The sequence below is a fragment of the Enterobacter sichuanensis genome, assembly GCF_009036245.1.
Taxonomy (GTDB): Bacteria; Pseudomonadota; Gammaproteobacteria; order Enterobacterales; family Enterobacteriaceae; genus Enterobacter; species Enterobacter sichuanensis.
This window is the reverse complement of record NZ_CP027986.1, coordinates 4,086,526-4,101,104: the sequence shown is the minus strand read 5'-3', so window position 1 is coordinate 4,101,104 and position 14,579 is coordinate 4,086,526. Positions and strand designations below refer to the sequence as shown.

Sequence of the window (14,579 nt, the reverse complement as noted above, 5' to 3'; positions counted from 1 at the left end):
TATGCTATTGATAATAAAGTATTTTAATGGGTTTTCATCCTGTCTGGTTTGGGTGCGAAAAGGTAAATTGTGAGTAACAGCACATACCCCCTGAAACATTATTGAGTAGAATCCACCCCGTCATAGGGAAATAAGCGCAGAATATTATGAACACTATTATTCTACCGAAAACACAGCACCTCGTGGTATTTCAGGAAGTCATTAAAAGTGGCTCCATAGGTTCTGCAGCAAGACAGCTGGGGCTGACGCAACCCGCCGTCAGCAAAATTATCAGCGATATTGAGTCCTACTTTGGCGTCGAAGTGATGGTGCGTAAAAACACGGGCGTAAAACTCACTGCCGCGGGCCAGGTTCTGCTCTCGTACTCAGAGTCGATCACTCGTGAGATGAAAAACATGGTGAGCGAAATCAACAGCCTGAGTTTCAGCACCGTCATGGACGTCTCCTTTGGCTATCCGTCGCTGATTGGTTTTACCTTCCTGTCTGAAATGATCAAAAAATTCAAGGAAGTGTTCCCGAAAGCGCGTGTCTCCATGTATGAAGCGCAGTTGTCATCTTTCCTGCCGGCCATTCGCGACGGTCGGCTGGATTTTGCCATCGGTACGCTGAGCGATGAAATGTTGCTGCAGGATCTGCACGTCGAGCCGCTGTTTGAATCCGAGTTTGTGCTGGTAGCCAGCAAATCACGAACGTGCACCGGCCCGACGACACTGGCATCACTCACCCACGAGCAGTGGGTGATGCCGCAAACCGACATGGGCTACTACAAAGAACTCCTGACCACCCTGCAAGACAACCACATCAGCATTGAAAATATCGTCCAGACCGATTCCGTCGTCACCATTTATAACCTTGTGTTGAATGCCGATTATCTGACGGTCATTCCCCGTGACATGATTGCCCCGTTCGGTTCCGACCAATTTATTGTCCTGCCAGTGGAAGATGAATTACCCGTGGCGCGTTATGCCGCCGTATGGTCAAAAAATTACAGAATAAAAAAATCGGCGTCAGTATTAGTCGAACTGGCAAAACAATATGCGTCACTCACTGGCGAAAGACGACGATGATATATTAACTCCCGGATAAGTATTAAACCTTTTTAAAACACCCAGAGCTTATTTTAGCCGTGCTCTGATACCCTGACTTTGCCTGAAAAGAATGAATTATTATAACGAGGATATTATGCATATTACCTACGATCTCCCGGTAACGATTGAAGATATTCAGGATGCCAGAAAACGACTGGCAGGAAAAATATATAAAACCGGCATGCCGCGCTCAAATTACCTCAGCGAACGTTGTAAGGGTGAAATATTCCTTAAGTTTGAGAATATGCAGCGTACCGGCTCCTTTAAAATTCGCGGTGCGTTCAACAAATTAAGCTCGCTGACCGATGCGGAAAGACGCAAAGGCGTGGTTGCCTGTTCCGCGGGAAACCACGCGCAGGGGGTGTCTCTCTCCTGTGCCATGCTGGGCATTGACGGCAAAGTGGTGATGCCGATGGGCGCGCCAAAGTCTAAAGTCGCCGCGACGCGCGACTACTCGGCGGAGGTAGTGCTGCACGGGGAGAACTTCAATGACACCATCGCCAAAGTCAGCGAAATCGTCGAGATGGAAGGGCGTATTTTTATCCCGCCTTACGATGACGCCAAAGTGATCGCCGGACAGGGCACCATCGGGCTGGAAATTCTCGAAGACTTGTACGATGTGGATAACGTCATTGTGCCAATTGGCGGTGGCGGCTTAATTGCAGGGATCGCGACGGCGATTAAATCCATCAACCCCACCATCAATATTATCGGCGTGCAGTCAGAAAATGTTCACGGGATGGCGGCATCGTATCAGGCCGGAGAAATTATGAATCATCGCGTCACAGGTACATTAGCCGACGGTTGCGATGTCTCTCGCCCGGGTAAATTAACGTTCGAAATTGTTCGTGAATTGGTCGATGACATCGTACTGGTCAGTGAAGAGAACATTCGCGACAGCATGATTGCACTTATTCAGCGAAATAAAGTGGTGACCGAAGGTGCCGGCGCGCTGGCCTGTGCCGCGTTATTAAGCGGCAAGCTTGACCACTATATTCAGGGTCGTAAAACCGTCTGCATTATTTCCGGCGGCAATATTGACCTTTCCCGTGTTTCCCAAATTACCGGCTTCGTTGACGCATAAAGGTGACCTATGAGCAACACAGAAAGCATTATCGTTGGCCAGACAAAAACGTCCTCCTGGCGTAAGTCTGATACCACCTGGACGCTTGGCCTGTTCGGAACCGCCATTGGCGCAGGCGTGCTGTTCTTCCCCATTCGCGCAGGTTTTGGTGGCTTGATCCCTATCCTGCTGATGCTGGTTCTCGCCTTCCCGATCGCGTTTTACTGCCACCGTGCGCTGGCGCGTCTGTGCCTGTCCGGTAGCAACGTCTCCGGCAACATCACCGAAACGGTGGAAGAGCATTTTGGTAAAACCGGTGGAGTGGTCATTACCTTCCTCTACTTCTTCGCCATTTGCCCGCTGCTGTGGATTTACGGCGTCACCATTACCAACACCTTTATGACCTTCTGGGAAAACCAGCTCCAGCTGCCTGCGCTGAACCGCGGCGTGGTGGCGCTGTTCCTGCTGCTGCTGATGGCCTTTGTGATCTGGTTCGGCAAAGACCTGATGGTGAAGGTGATGAGCTTCCTGGTGTTCCCGTTTATCGCCAGTCTGGTGCTGATTTCCCTGTCGCTGATCCCTTACTGGAACTCGGCGGTTATCGACCAGGTCAACCTGAGCGATATCGCCTTCACCGGCCATGACGGCATTCTGGTCACGGTGTGGCTGGGCATCTCCATCATGGTCTTCTCCTTTAACTTCTCGCCGATTGTCTCCTCGTTTGTGGTCTCCAAGCGTGAAGAGTACGAGCCGGCGTACGGAAAAGAATTTACCGAGCAGAAATGTTCCAAAATCATCGGTCGCGCCAGCCTGCTGATGGTCGCCGTGGTGATGTTCTTCGCCTTTAGCTGTCTGTTTACGCTCTCTCCGCAGAACATGGCGGATGCCAAAGCGCAGAACATTCCGGTGCTCTCATACCTGGCGAACCACTTTGCCTCGATGTCGGGAACCAAATCGACCTTCGCGACGGTACTGGAATACGGGGCTTCCATCATCGCGCTGGTCGCTATCTTCAAATCCTTCTTTGGTCACTACCTGGGCACGCTGGAAGGGTTGAACGGTCTGATCCTGAAGTTCGGTTATAAGGGCGACAAGAAGAAGGTCTCTGTGGGCAAGCTGAACACCATCAGCATGGTGTTCATCATGGGATCCACCTGGATTGTTGCATACGCCAACCCGAACATTCTTGACCTTATCGAAGCGATGGGGGCGCCGATCATCGCCTCTCTGCTGTGCCTGCTGCCGATGTACGCCATCCGCAAAGCGCCAGCCATGGCGAAGTATAAAGGCAGACCGGAGAACATCTTCGTCACGGTTGTGGGCCTGCTGACCATTCTGAATATCGTTTACAAACTGTTCTAACCAAAGCTCAGGAAGAGCGGAGCCACACCATGATTGAGTTTCCGGTAGTACTGGTTATTAACTGCGGTTCGTCCTCTGTTAAGTTTTCGGTGATCGATGCCAGCGCCTGTGACGCCCTGATGACGGGCATTGCAGACGGCATCAACACGGATAACGCCTTTATTTCCGTAAACGGGGGTGAGCCAGCCAGACTGGCTCACCATGACTACGAAGGGGCGCTGGCTGCCATCGCCCTGGAGCTGGAGAAGCGTAACCTGATGAGCAGCGTGGCCTTAATTGGCCATCGCATTGCTCACGGCGGCGACCTCTTCAGCGAGTCGACCCTGATTACGGAGGAGGTGATTGCGCAGATCCGTCAGGTTTCCCCGCTGGCGCCACTGCATAACTACGCCAACTTAAGCGGCGTGGAAGCCGCAGAGCGCCTCTTCCCTGGCGTGCAGCAGGTTGCGGTGTTCGATACCAGCTTCCATCAGACGCTGCCGCCGCAGGCGTATCTGTATGGCTTACCGTACCGCTATTTTGAAGAGTTGGGCGTGCGTCGCTACGGCTTCCACGGCACCTCTCACCGCTACGTGGCCGGGCGGGCGCAGGCGCTTCTCGGGCTGTCCCCCGATAACAGCGGTCTGGTGATTGCCCATCTCGGTAACGGCGCCTCCATCTGCGCAGTGCGCAACGGCGAAAGCGTTGATACCTCCATGGGTATGACGCCGCTGGAAGGGCTGGTGATGGGCACACGCTGTGGCGACGTGGATTTTGGTGCCATGGCGTGGATTGCCCAGCAGACCGGCCAGTCGTTCGAGGATCTGGAGCGCGTGGTCAATAAAGAGTCCGGATTACTGGGGATCTCCGGCCTCTCGTCTGATCTGCGTGCGCTGGAGAAGGCCTGGCACGCGGGTCATGAACGCGCACAGCTGGCGATCCAGACCTTCGTTCACCGCGTTGCGCGCCATATCGCCGGGCACGCGGCATCGCTGCACCGCCTGGACGGCGTGGTCTTTACCGGCGGTATCGGCGAAAACTCGACGCTTATCCGCGCGCTGGTGGCGGAACACCTGAAGGTCTTTGGCCTCATCCTCGACGACGCCAAAAATGCCCTGCCGGGCAGCGCGGGTGAGCGCGTGATCTCCACCGGGTCGTCCCGCGTAGCCTGCGCGGTTGTCCCTACCAACGAAGAAAAAATGATCGCACTGGATGCCCTCCGTCTTGGGAAGGTTACCCCGGCTGCGGCTTACGCCTGATAAAGCGAGAATAAGATGAAAGTAACAATCGATACGGGCGTCGCGCCCTACAGCGACGCATGGGCCGGGTTTCGCGGTGAAGAATGGAAAAACGCCGTCAATGTGCGCGATTTTATTCAGCATAACTACACCCCTTATGAAGGCGACGAAGCTTTCCTCGCGCAGGCGACGCCAGCAACGACGGCGCTGTGGCAGAAGGTAATGGTCGGCATTCGTCAGGAGAATGCCACCCACGCCCCGGTGGATTTTGACACCAATATCGCCACCACCATTACGGCTCACGGACCGGGCTATATCGACCAGGATCTGGAGACGATCGTCGGTCTGCAAACCGATAAACCGCTTAAGCGCGCCCTGCATCCGTACGGTGGGATCAACATGATCCGCAGCTCGTTTGAAGCCTACGGGCGGGAGATGGATCCGCAGTTCGAATACCTGTTTACCGATCTGCGCAAAACCCATAACCAGGGCGTATTTGACGTCTACTCGCCGGAGATGATGCGCTGCCGTAAATCCGGGGTGCTGACCGGGCTGCCAGACGGCTACGGGCGTGGGCGCATCATTGGCGACTATCGCCGCGTGGCGCTGTACGGCATCAGCTATCTGGTGCGCGAGCGTGAACTGCAGTTTGCCGATCTCCAGCCGAGACTGGAACGTGGTGAAGATCTTGAGGCGACGATCCGTCTGCGTGAGGAGCTGGCGGAACACAAACGTGCGCTGCTGCAGATCCAGCAGATGGCGGCAAACTATGGTTTTGATATTTCACGTCCGGCGATAAACGCCCAGGAAGCGGTGCAGTGGGTCTATTTTGCCTACCTGGCGGCGGTGAAATCCCAGAACGGTGGGGCGATGTCGCTGGGTCGCACGGCCTCGTTCCTCGATATATACATTGAACGCGACATGCAGGCCGGGCGGTTGAATGAAGTCCAGGCGCAGGAGCTGATCGACCACTTCATTATGAAGATCCGCATGGTGCGCTTCCTGCGCACGCCGGAGTTCGACACGCTTTTCTCCGGCGATCCGATCTGGGCGACGGAAGTGATCGGCGGGATGGGGCTGGACGGGCGGACACTGGTGACCAAAAACAGCTTCCGCTATCTGCATACGCTGCACACCATGGGGCCTGCGCCGGAGCCTAACCTGACGATCCTCTGGTCTGAACACCTGCCGATCGCGTTCAAGAAATATGCCGCGCAGGTATCGATCGTCACCTCATCGCTGCAGTATGAGAACGACGATCTGATGCGTGCCGACTTCAACAGCGACGACTACGCCATTGCCTGCTGCGTCAGCCCGATGGTGATCGGCAAGCAGATGCAGTTCTTCGGTGCCCGCGCCAACCTCGCCAAAACGCTGCTGTACGCGATCAACGGCGGGATGGATGAGAAGCTGAAGATCCAGGTCGGCCCGAAAACCGCGCCGCTACTGGATGACGTGCTGGACTACGACACCGTGATGGCGAGCCTCGATCACTTTATGGACTGGCTGGCGGTGCAGTACATCAGTGCGCTGAATCTCATTCACTACATGCACGACAAGTACAGCTACGAAGCCTCGCTGATGGCGCTGCACGACCGGGACGTTTACCGCACCATGGCCTGCGGTATTGCTGGCCTGTCGGTGGCGGCGGATTCCCTGTCCGCTATTAAATATGCCACAGTGAAACCGGTGCGCGACCACACCGGTCTGGCGGTCGATTTTGTGATAGAAGGGGACTACCCGCAGTACGGCAACAACGATGACCGCGTGGACAGCATTGCCTGTGACCTGGTGGAGCGCTTTATGAAGAAAATTCAGGCGCTGCCAACCTACCGCAACGCGGTACCGACTCAGTCGATCCTGACTATTACCTCCAACGTGGTTTACGGTCAGAAGACCGGCAACACGCCGGACGGACGCCGCGGCGGCACGCCGTTTGCGCCAGGCGCGAACCCGATGCACGGTCGCGACAGAAAAGGGGCCGTGGCTTCGTTAACCTCGGTCGCTAAGCTGCCGTTCACCTATGCCAAAGATGGGATCTCTTACACCTTCTCCATCGTGCCGCAGGCGCTCGGTAAAGATGAGATGGTGCGCAAAACCAATCTGGTGGGGCTGCTGGACGGCTACTTCCATCATGAAGCGTCCATTGAGGGGGGACAGCATCTGAACGTCAACGTTATGAACAGGGAGATGCTGCTGGATGCCATTGCGCATCCGGAGAATTATCCGAACCTGACCATCCGTGTTTCGGGCTATGCGGTGCGGTTTAATGCCCTGACGCGTGAGCAGCAGCAGGATGTGATCTCCAGGACGTTTACGCAATCTATCTGACGCAAGTCAGTCCTGATGCCCCCTCACCGCAGGGGGCATTTTTTTGGCCCGCTTAACATACAAAATTGTTTATATAATTACTCACACATATTCATCCGTTCTTGAAAAACAATACGCCTGCTTTTTCCTATAACAGATTGTAAGGACTGTAAGATGATGAAAATGACCCGCATAGCGCTGGCTGCTGCTTCACTGGTGGTGTGCAGTTTTACGGCGCAGGCCGCTAACGTTGAGGCCGCCCCGTCGCCCTCGCAGGATCCGCTGGTACAGCACCTGAAGCTCAGCAACGAGCAGGTTAAGAAGATTGAAGATCTGCATAAGCAACTGGAAGAAAATGTCAGCAAGATCCCGATGACGGGGGTGAAGGACGGTGCGCTGATCGACATGTTCCAGGCTGGTAAATGGGACGAAAGCACAGTGAAAAGCCAGCTTACCGCATTCAGCAAAATTGAAGAGCAGACCCGTTATTACCGCGTGAAATATTACTTCGACGTCAGCCAGGTATTGACGCCGGAGCAACGCAAGCAGATCAGAACCGATATGGCTAACGCGCTGGCTGAGTGATTTCCTACCCGCGCATGGCGCGGGTATTTATTTCTTGATCGTCATCACTTTTAGAAAACTGGCTTTGAATATCCTCCTTCAGAAGCAAAATTTCCTCCCGACAAAGAATATCCTTATTAATGTTGTGACCTTTTTCTCCCGCGCTCCGGATATGATCTTCCCACACCAATAACACACACCTGCAACCCTCTGAATCGCAATCGCTGGCGATCGGAAACCTATAAAAACAACTGTTTACCCTACAAAATAAGCGAGTGCCCAATGGATACGGCAACAAACAGCAGTGTGATTGTGAATGATTCCCCCGCGGCAAGGCGTGCGGGAATGAGCGAAAGTGAGTGGCAAGCGGCAATTAAATTCGACAGCACCGATACGGGCTGGGTCATCATGAGTATCGGGATGGCTATCGGCGCGGGGATTGTTTTTCTCCCAGTGCAGGTAGGACTCATGGGGCTGTGGGTCTTTTTACTCTCGTCCATAATCGGTTATCCGGCCATGTATTTATTCCAGCGTCTGTTTATTAATACCCTTGCGGAATCACCGGAATGCAAAGACTACCCGAGCGTCATTAGCGGTTATTTAGGCAAGAACTGGGGTATTTTATTAGGTGCGCTCTATTTCGTGATGCTGGTGATCTGGATGTTTGTCTATTCCACCGCCATTACCAACGACAGCGCATCGTATTTGCATACCTTCGGTGTGACCGACCATTTGCTCTCTGAAAATCCATTCTACGGGTTATTCCTGATTTGTATTCTGGTGGCCATCTCTTCACGGGGGGAAAAGCTGCTGTTTAAAGTCTCCAGCCTGATGGTGTTGACCAAATTATTCGTGGTCGCGGCGCTGGGAGTGTCGATGATAGGTCTGTGGCATTTAGCCAACGTAGGCATGCTGCCGCCCGTAGGGCTGCTGGTTAAAAACGCCATCATCACGTTGCCCTTTACCTTAACCTCCATTCTGTTTATTCAGACCTTGAGCCCGATGGTGATCTCATACCGTTCACGGGAAAAATCCGTGGAGGTGGCGCGTCATAAAGCGCTGCGGGCAATGAACATTGCCTTTGGTGTGCTGTTTGTAACGGTCTTCTTCTATGCAGTCTCCTTTACGCTGGCGATGGGGCACGATGAGGCGGTCAAAGCCTATGAACAGAATATCTCTGCCTTGGCGATAGCGGCGCAGTTTATCAGCGGCGACGGCGCGGGCTGGGTCAAAATCGTCAGCGTGGTCCTGAATATCTTTGCCGTCATGACCGCATTCTTCGGCGTCTACCTCGGTTTTCGCGAGGCCACGCAGGGTATCATCATGAATATCCTGCGCCGCAAAATGCCGGCAGAGAAAATCAATGAGAACGCCGTCCAGCGCGGGATTATGCTGTTCGCCATCCTGCTGGCCTGGAGCGCGATTGTATTAAATGCGCCGGTGTTGAGCTTCACGTCTATTTGCAGCCCCATTTTTGGCATGGTGGGCTGCCTGATCCCCGCATGGCTGGTCTGTAAGGTCCCGGCACTGCACAAATATAAAGGCGTTTCGCTGGTGATTATTGTTATCACCGGGCTGCTGCTTTGTGTTTCTCCTTTCCTCGCCTTCTCCTGAGGATTATTAAGGTCGTAACGATGTCTGAGCAAACTTATCCTTTATGGAATCAATTTATTCGCGCAGTGCAGGAAGAAGTTAAACCCGCACTTGGATGTACCGAACCCGTCTCTCTGGCGCTGGCCTGCGCGATGGCCGCAGACCTTCTGCCGGGTGATGTCACACAGATTGAGGCGTGGGTCTCGCCGAACCTGATGAAAAACGGGCTTGGCGTGACGGTGCCGGGAACCGGCATGGTCGGGTTACCGATTGCGGCAGCGTTGGGCGCGATTGGCGGTAACGCACACGCCGGGCTGGAGGTGTTAAAAGACGCGTCAGCCGGGGCGCTGGTACAGGCCAAATCGCTGCTGAACTCAGGTAAGGTCCAGGTGAAACTGCAGGAGCCGTGCGATGAAATCCTCTACTCGCGCGCCCGGGTATATGCCGGAGATACCTCGGCAATGGTGACCATTGCCGGTGAGCATACCCGGGTGGTGGAGGTGGTTTATCAGGACGAAACGCGCTTTGCGCTTGAGGAGCAACAGGGCGAAGAAAATGACGATCCGCTGGCGGTGCTGACAAACGCCACGCTGTCGCAGATCCTGGAGTTTGTCGAGCAGGTGCCGTTTGAGGCGATCCGTTTTATCCTGGAAGCAGGGCAGCTAAACGATGCGCTCTCCCGGGAAGGGCTTAGCGGGAAGTGGGGGCTGCACATTGGTGCCACGCTGAATAAGCAGCGTGCGCGCGGATGGCTGGCGCAGGATCTGGGTTCAGACATTGTTATTCGCACCAGTGCGGCCTCGGACGCCCGCATGGGCGGCGCGACGCTGCCGGCGATGAGCAATTCGGGTTCCGGCAATCAGGGCATTACCGCCACCATGCCGGTGGTGGTGGTCGCTGAGCACGTTCAGGCCGACGACGAACGGCTGGCGCGGGCGCTGATGTTGTCTCATCTTTCCGCTATTTATATTCACGCCCAGCTTCCGCGTTTGTCGGCGCTGTGTGCGGCAACAACGGCGGCTATGGGGGCGTCGGCGGGTATGGCGTGGTTGATGGGCGGCAGTTATCAGACGATTGCGATGGCCATCAGCAGCATGATCGGCGACGTCAGCGGGATGATTTGCGACGGCGCTTCAAACAGCTGTGCCATGAAGGTCTCTACCAGCGTGGCAAGTGCGTGGAAAGCGGTGATGATGGCGCTGGATGATTCGGCTGTGACGGGCAACGAAGGCATTGTAGCGCACGATGTGGAGCAATCGATCGCGAATCTGTGCGCGCTCGCGTGCCGTTCGATGCAGGCCACGGACCGGCAGATAATTGAGATTATGGCGAGTAAGGTGTTGTGAACTTCCCCCTCATCCCTCTGGGGAGAGGGGGAATATCTTACACCGGCAAATCAATCAGCAGCGCGCGCAGCGGCGTATCCGCCACCAGCGTGATATTCGCTTCATCACGAATAAACGCCCCGTCACCGCAGGTGAGCGCTTCCTTCTCTTCCGTATGCGTTACCGCATGCACCGTGCCGTGAATCGACTGCAGATAGGCGCGCGGACCGTGAAGCTGGAAGCTCGCCTGTTCACCTTTCTTCAGTTCGATATGGTGCAGCCACACCTGCTGACGCAGCTGCAGGCTATCTTTGCTGCCGTCAGGCGATGCAATCAGCTGCTGTTTATCGCCCGTCAGGTCTAGCTTTTGTACCAGCGGGTTTTCCCGCTCAGGGCAGGCGTCAAGCCACAGCTGCATGCGGGTCAGCGTTTTGTCTTTGCTGAGGTTATGCTCGCTGTAGCTGATGCCCGGCTGTGTGGAAATTAATAACGCTTCGCCAGCCTTCGCCTGGACATGATTGCCCTCGCTATCGCGGTATTCTGCCTCGCCTTCCAGGATCAGGTTCAGGATATCGACTTTCGGGTACGTACGCGGCTGGAAGGAGGCGCCCGGGGCGAGCACTTCCTGATTTAACACGCGTAGTGATGCGTAACCGAGGAGTTTAGGGTCAAAGTAGTGTCCAAAGGAAAAGGTGTAGCGGGCCTGCAGCCAACCGAAATCGGCTTGTCCGCACTGTTTAGCTGTTCTTGTCGTAATCATAAACTGACCTCTCTTTACACTAAAACAATGGTAAAGGTATGGACGCTGCATTGTTAGCCAGATATTCTGCCGGGTATGTTCAAATTTCCTGAATGAGAACGAGATGGCTAAAGAGAGAGCATTGACGCTTGAGGCGCTTCGCGTCATGGACGCAATCGACCGGCGCGGCAGTTTTGCGGCGGCGGCAGATGAGCTGGGGCGCGTTCCGTCTGCGCTGAGCTACACCATGCAAAAGCTGGAGGAAGAGCTGGACGTGGTGCTGTTTGACCGCTCCGGTCATCGAACAAAATTCACCAACGTCGGGCGGATGCTGCTGGAGCGCGGCCGCGTGCTGCTGGAAGCGGCGGATAAGCTCACGACGGATGCCGAAGCACTGGCTCGTGGCTGGGAAACTCATCTGACGCTGGTGACGGAAGCCCTGGTGCCGACCGAATCGCTGTTCCCGCTGGTGGACCGTCTGGCAGCGAAGGCTAACACGCAGCTGTCGATCATCACTGAGGTGCTGGCAGGGGCGTGGGAGCGGCTGGAGACGGGCAGGGCGGACATCGTCATTGCGCCGGACATGCACTTCCGTTCCTCGTCGGAGATCAACTCGCGCAAGCTTTACAGCGTGATGAATGTCTACGTTGCCGCACCCAATCACCCGATTCACCAGGAGCCGGAACCACTCTCTGAAGTCACTCGCGTGAAGTATCGCGGCGTGGCGGTTGCGGATACCGCACGTGAACGTCCGGTTCTGACGGTACAGCTTCTGGATAAACAGCCGCGACTCACCGTTACGTCTCTGGAAGATAAGCGCCAGGCGCTGCTGGCAGGGTTAGGCGTGGCGACGATGCCATACCCGTTTGTGGAAAAAGATATTGCGGAAGGACGGTTGCGGGTCGTAAGCCCGGAATACACCAGCGAGGTGGATATCATTATGGCATGGCGTCGTGACAGCATGGGCGAAGCCAAGTCGTGGTGTTTGCGAGAAATTCCAAAGCTCTTTGCGCACCACAATAAGTAGATCCGTAGGCCCGGTAAGCGTAAGCGCCACCGGGCTCTGATTTACACGCCGGCTTTCGGATCCGGACCAAAGCGGTTTTCGCCTGGGGTGCCGCTCTGGCAGTTGAAGATCAGAATCACGATCCAGCCCACAATCGGGATCAACAGCAGCAGTAGCCACCACGCCGAACGATCGGTATCGTGCAGCCGACGGAACAGTACCGCCCACGATGGCAGCAGGACTAACAGGCCATAGATGGTGGTCAGTACGCCTTCACCGCCAGCCCGCTCCCAGCCGAGAATTTTATCCACGATGCCCAGCACCATAATCAGGACGAAGTTCACCAGAACGAACATCCAGTACTCTTTGCGGCGGGCGCGGCCACCAAATCCAATGTAGTTGCGCAGTACTTTTAAATACCAGTCCATTTTCCTTGCCTCATTAGTCAGTCAATCACTTGTTTTCTAAGCGATCGAGGTAAGGATAGATGGAGATTGTGAATTAAAAAAGGGCATCCATTGATGCCCTTAATATTTATCCAAAACGCACATCGCGCCCGTGCGGTTCATCCAGGTCCTGCCACGGCCCAATGGAGATAATGCCCGTTGGGTTAATGGTCTTGTGGCTGCGGAAATAGTGAGTGCGGATATGGTCGAAGTCGACCGTGTCGGCGATGCCCGGCATCTGGTAGATGTCGCGCAGGAAACCATACAGGTTCAGATAGTCACTGATGCGGTGCTTGTCGCACTTAAAGTGGGTGACATAGACCGGATCAAAGCGAACCAGCGTGGTCCACAGGCGGATATCCGCTTCCGTCAGACGATCGCCCGTCAGGTAGCGGTGCTGGCCGAGGATCTGCTCCAGACGCTCAAGAGATTCAAAGACTTTTCCGACCGCTTCGTCATACGCTTCCTGGCTGGTGGCGAAACCGGCCTTGTAGACACCGTTGTTGACGTTGTCGTAGATCCAGCTGTTCAGCTCATCAATTTTATCGCGCAGCTCAACCGGATAGTAATCCCCGGCGCGGGCACCGTGGGCGTCAAACGCGGTATTGAACATGCGGATGATTTCCGCAGACTCATTGCTGACAATCGTCTGGTTTTTCTTGTCCCACAGCACCGGCACGGTCACGCGCCCGGTGTAGTGCGGGTCGGCCCGCAGGTAGAGCTGGTAAAGGAAATCATGGTGGTATAGATCGTCGCCGGTCGCGGCAGGGAAGTCACTGTCAAACGTCCAGCCGTTTTCCAGCATCAGCGGGTTCACCACGGAAACCGGAATTAAGGATTCAAGACCTTTGAGCTTGCGCACAATCAACGTGCGATGCGCCCACGGACAGGCAAGGGAGACATAAAGATGATAACGATCTTTCTCGGCCGCAAAGCCGCCTTCGCCACTTGGGCCGGGAGCCCCGTCGGCGGTGAGCCAGTTACGGAAGGCCGAAACAGAGCGCTTAAAGCGTCCACCGGTGGATTTGGTGTCATACCAGACATCCTGCCAGACGCCGTCTACGAGTTGTCCCATTCTTTTCTCCTCCGTCAGATAGCAAAAGCGAGGAGAGATCTCCTCGCTTTGTGTTCATTCAGTATAGCGTGCTTACCATTTCTTATTCAGAACGCGGTCGATGCTGTATGCACCCGGGCCAGTGACGGCCAGCAGCAGGAAGCCACCCGCGATGGTCAGGTTTTTCATGAACATCAGAGAGTTCACGCCTTCCGCAAAGTTACTGTGGAAGATAAACGCGGTCAGCACGGTGAAGCCCGCGGTAAACAGCGCGGTGGTACGGGTCAGGAAGCCGAACAGTACCGCCAGGCCGCCGCCGAACTCAAGAAGAATAGTCAGTGGCAACAGGAACCCCGGAACGCCCATGGCTTCCATATACTGCTGGGTACCCGCATAACCGGTGATTTTGCCCCAACCTGCCACGATGAACAGAATTGGCATCAGAATACGTGCTACCAGTACACCAACATCTTCTAATTTTTTCATTTTACTCTCCAGGAAACCACATCAGCGGCTGAACGTTATTTGTCTGCAATTCCGGGTAGATACCGCGGTATTGCTGTCGATGGAGAGCATCATAAACGTGACGGTTGGCGATTGTTAGCAAGGAAAACTGTCAATCTTCTTCAAAGATATTGAGTAAGGGTGCGTGCGCGCTGGTCCCCTCACCCCAACCCTCTCCCACAGGGGTGAGGAATCCCCAGTAATTTTTTACCGAAAGCGACGAAGGTTGTTTCAGGAAAATGAATGAATTACAGCGATGCCCTGGTCCGGCTGTAAATCGCCGAGGCGTTTCCGTAAGGCCGGGGCGA

General features: G+C 54.9%; 13 protein-coding genes. 9 read left to right on the top strand and 4 right to left on the bottom strand.

Annotated elements, in window-relative coordinates; genetic code table 11:
• The first annotated feature begins 146 nt into the window (after window positions 1-146).
• From tdcA to C1N69_RS19805, 8 genes are all read left to right on the top strand, one after another.
• Complete coding sequence (gene tdcA / locus C1N69_RS19840; protein WP_014885345.1) at window positions 147-1,067, top strand: transcriptional regulator TdcA; 921 nt, start codon at window positions 147-149, stop codon at window positions 1,065-1,067.
• A gap of 115 nt (window positions 1,068-1,182) precedes the next feature.
• Window positions 1,183-2,172 carry a bifunctional threonine ammonia-lyase/L-serine ammonia-lyase TdcB gene (tdcB, locus tag C1N69_RS19835; protein WP_047959859.1) on the top strand — a complete coding sequence of 330 codons (990 nt, stop codon included), beginning with the start codon at window positions 1,183-1,185 and terminating at the stop codon, window positions 2,170-2,172.
• 9 nt (window positions 2,173-2,181) lie between these two features.
• Window positions 2,182-3,513: a threonine/serine transporter TdcC gene (gene tdcC / locus C1N69_RS19830; RefSeq protein ID WP_047959522.1), complete on the top strand. Its 1,332-nt coding sequence runs from the start codon at window positions 2,182-2,184 to the stop codon at window positions 3,511-3,513.
• A 29-nt stretch (window positions 3,514-3,542) separates the two neighbouring features.
• The gene (gene tdcD, locus C1N69_RS19825) at window positions 3,543-4,751 is read left to right on the top strand and encodes a propionate kinase (protein WP_155031777.1); all 1,209 of its coding nucleotides are present in this window, start codon (window positions 3,543-3,545) and stop codon (window positions 4,749-4,751) included.
• Between the two features lie 15 nt (window positions 4,752-4,766).
• Window positions 4,767-7,061 carry a formate C-acetyltransferase gene (gene pflB / locus C1N69_RS19820; RefSeq protein WP_155031776.1) on the top strand — a complete coding sequence of 765 codons (2,295 nt, stop codon included), beginning with the start codon at window positions 4,767-4,769 and terminating at the stop codon, window positions 7,059-7,061.
• A 153-nt stretch (window positions 7,062-7,214) separates the two neighbouring features.
• Window positions 7,215-7,625, top strand: coding sequence for a Spy/CpxP family protein refolding chaperone (locus C1N69_RS19815; protein ID WP_045286334.1), 411 nt, complete (start codon window positions 7,215-7,217; stop codon window positions 7,623-7,625).
• 261 nt (window positions 7,626-7,886) lie between these two features.
• The gene (locus C1N69_RS19810) at window positions 7,887-9,218 is read left to right on the top strand and encodes an SLC5/6 family protein (RefSeq protein ID WP_155031775.1); all 1,332 of its coding nucleotides are present in this window, start codon (window positions 7,887-7,889) and stop codon (window positions 9,216-9,218) included.
• 20 nt (window positions 9,219-9,238) lie between these two features.
• Window positions 9,239-10,543 (top strand): L-cysteine desulfidase family protein, encoded by a 1,305-nt coding sequence (locus C1N69_RS19805; RefSeq protein ID WP_155031774.1) that lies wholly within the window; start codon window positions 9,239-9,241, stop codon window positions 10,541-10,543.
• 37 nt (window positions 10,544-10,580) lie between these two features.
• On the opposite strand, the gene C1N69_RS19800 is transcribed toward C1N69_RS19805, so the two are convergent.
• A complete protein-coding gene (locus C1N69_RS19800) occupies window positions 10,581-11,282 on the bottom strand; it encodes a pirin family protein (RefSeq protein ID WP_025759872.1) in 702 nt (233 codons plus the stop codon).
• A gap of 103 nt (window positions 11,283-11,385) precedes the next feature.
• Here C1N69_RS19800 and C1N69_RS19795 point away from each other — a divergent pair, with 103 nt between their 5' ends.
• Window positions 11,386-12,288 carry a LysR family transcriptional regulator gene (locus C1N69_RS19795; RefSeq protein ID WP_025759871.1) on the top strand — a complete coding sequence of 301 codons (903 nt, stop codon included), beginning with the start codon at window positions 11,386-11,388 and terminating at the stop codon, window positions 12,286-12,288.
• A gap of 41 nt (window positions 12,289-12,329) precedes the next feature.
• Here C1N69_RS19795 and C1N69_RS19790 read toward each other — a convergent pair whose 3' ends face one another.
• The 3 genes from C1N69_RS19790 to C1N69_RS19780 form a co-directional block, all read right to left on the bottom strand.
• Window positions 12,330-12,695 (bottom strand): DUF805 domain-containing protein, encoded by a 366-nt coding sequence (locus tag C1N69_RS19790; RefSeq protein ID WP_025759870.1) that lies wholly within the window; start codon window positions 12,693-12,695, stop codon window positions 12,330-12,332.
• A 106-nt stretch (window positions 12,696-12,801) separates the two neighbouring features.
• On the bottom strand, window positions 12,802-13,788 hold the full coding sequence (locus tag C1N69_RS19785) for a glutathione S-transferase family protein (RefSeq protein WP_047959515.1): 987 nt from the start codon (window positions 13,786-13,788) through the stop codon (window positions 12,802-12,804).
• Between the two features lie 72 nt (window positions 13,789-13,860).
• The gene (locus C1N69_RS19780) at window positions 13,861-14,253 is read right to left on the bottom strand and encodes a DoxX family protein (RefSeq protein ID WP_023309292.1); all 393 of its coding nucleotides are present in this window, start codon (window positions 14,251-14,253) and stop codon (window positions 13,861-13,863) included.
• Window positions 14,254-14,579: the final 326 nt, after the last annotated feature.

Bases quoted from the DNA above. Each gene is read 5' to 3' on its own strand.
- C1N69_RS19800 (WP_025759872.1), bottom strand. From the start codon at position 11,282: ATGATTACGACAAGAACAGCTAAACAGTGCGGACAAGCCGATTTCGGT.
- C1N69_RS19790 (WP_025759870.1), bottom strand. From the start codon at position 12,695: ATGGACTGGTATTTAAAAGTACTGCGCAACTACATTGGATTTGGTGGC.
- C1N69_RS19815 (WP_045286334.1), top strand. From the start codon at position 7,215: ATGATGAAAATGACCCGCATAGCGCTGGCTGCTGCTTCACTGGTGGTG.
- C1N69_RS19805 (WP_155031774.1), top strand. From the start codon at position 9,239: ATGTCTGAGCAAACTTATCCTTTATGGAATCAATTTATTCGCGCAGTG.
- C1N69_RS19785 (WP_047959515.1), bottom strand. From the start codon at position 13,788: ATGGGACAACTCGTAGACGGCGTCTGGCAGGATGTCTGGTATGACACC.
- C1N69_RS19780 (WP_023309292.1), bottom strand. From the start codon at position 14,253: ATGAAAAAATTAGAAGATGTTGGTGTACTGGTAGCACGTATTCTGATG.
- C1N69_RS19810 (WP_155031775.1), top strand. From the start codon at position 7,887: ATGGATACGGCAACAAACAGCAGTGTGATTGTGAATGATTCCCCCGCG.
- tdcB (WP_047959859.1), top strand. From the start codon at position 1,183: ATGCATATTACCTACGATCTCCCGGTAACGATTGAAGATATTCAGGAT.
- tdcA (WP_014885345.1), top strand. From the start codon at position 147: ATGAACACTATTATTCTACCGAAAACACAGCACCTCGTGGTATTTCAG.
- pflB (WP_155031776.1), top strand. From the start codon at position 4,767: ATGAAAGTAACAATCGATACGGGCGTCGCGCCCTACAGCGACGCATGG.
- tdcD (WP_155031777.1), top strand. From the start codon at position 3,543: ATGATTGAGTTTCCGGTAGTACTGGTTATTAACTGCGGTTCGTCCTCT.
- C1N69_RS19795 (WP_025759871.1), top strand. From the start codon at position 11,386: ATGGCTAAAGAGAGAGCATTGACGCTTGAGGCGCTTCGCGTCATGGAC.
- tdcC (WP_047959522.1), top strand. From the start codon at position 2,182: ATGAGCAACACAGAAAGCATTATCGTTGGCCAGACAAAAACGTCCTCC.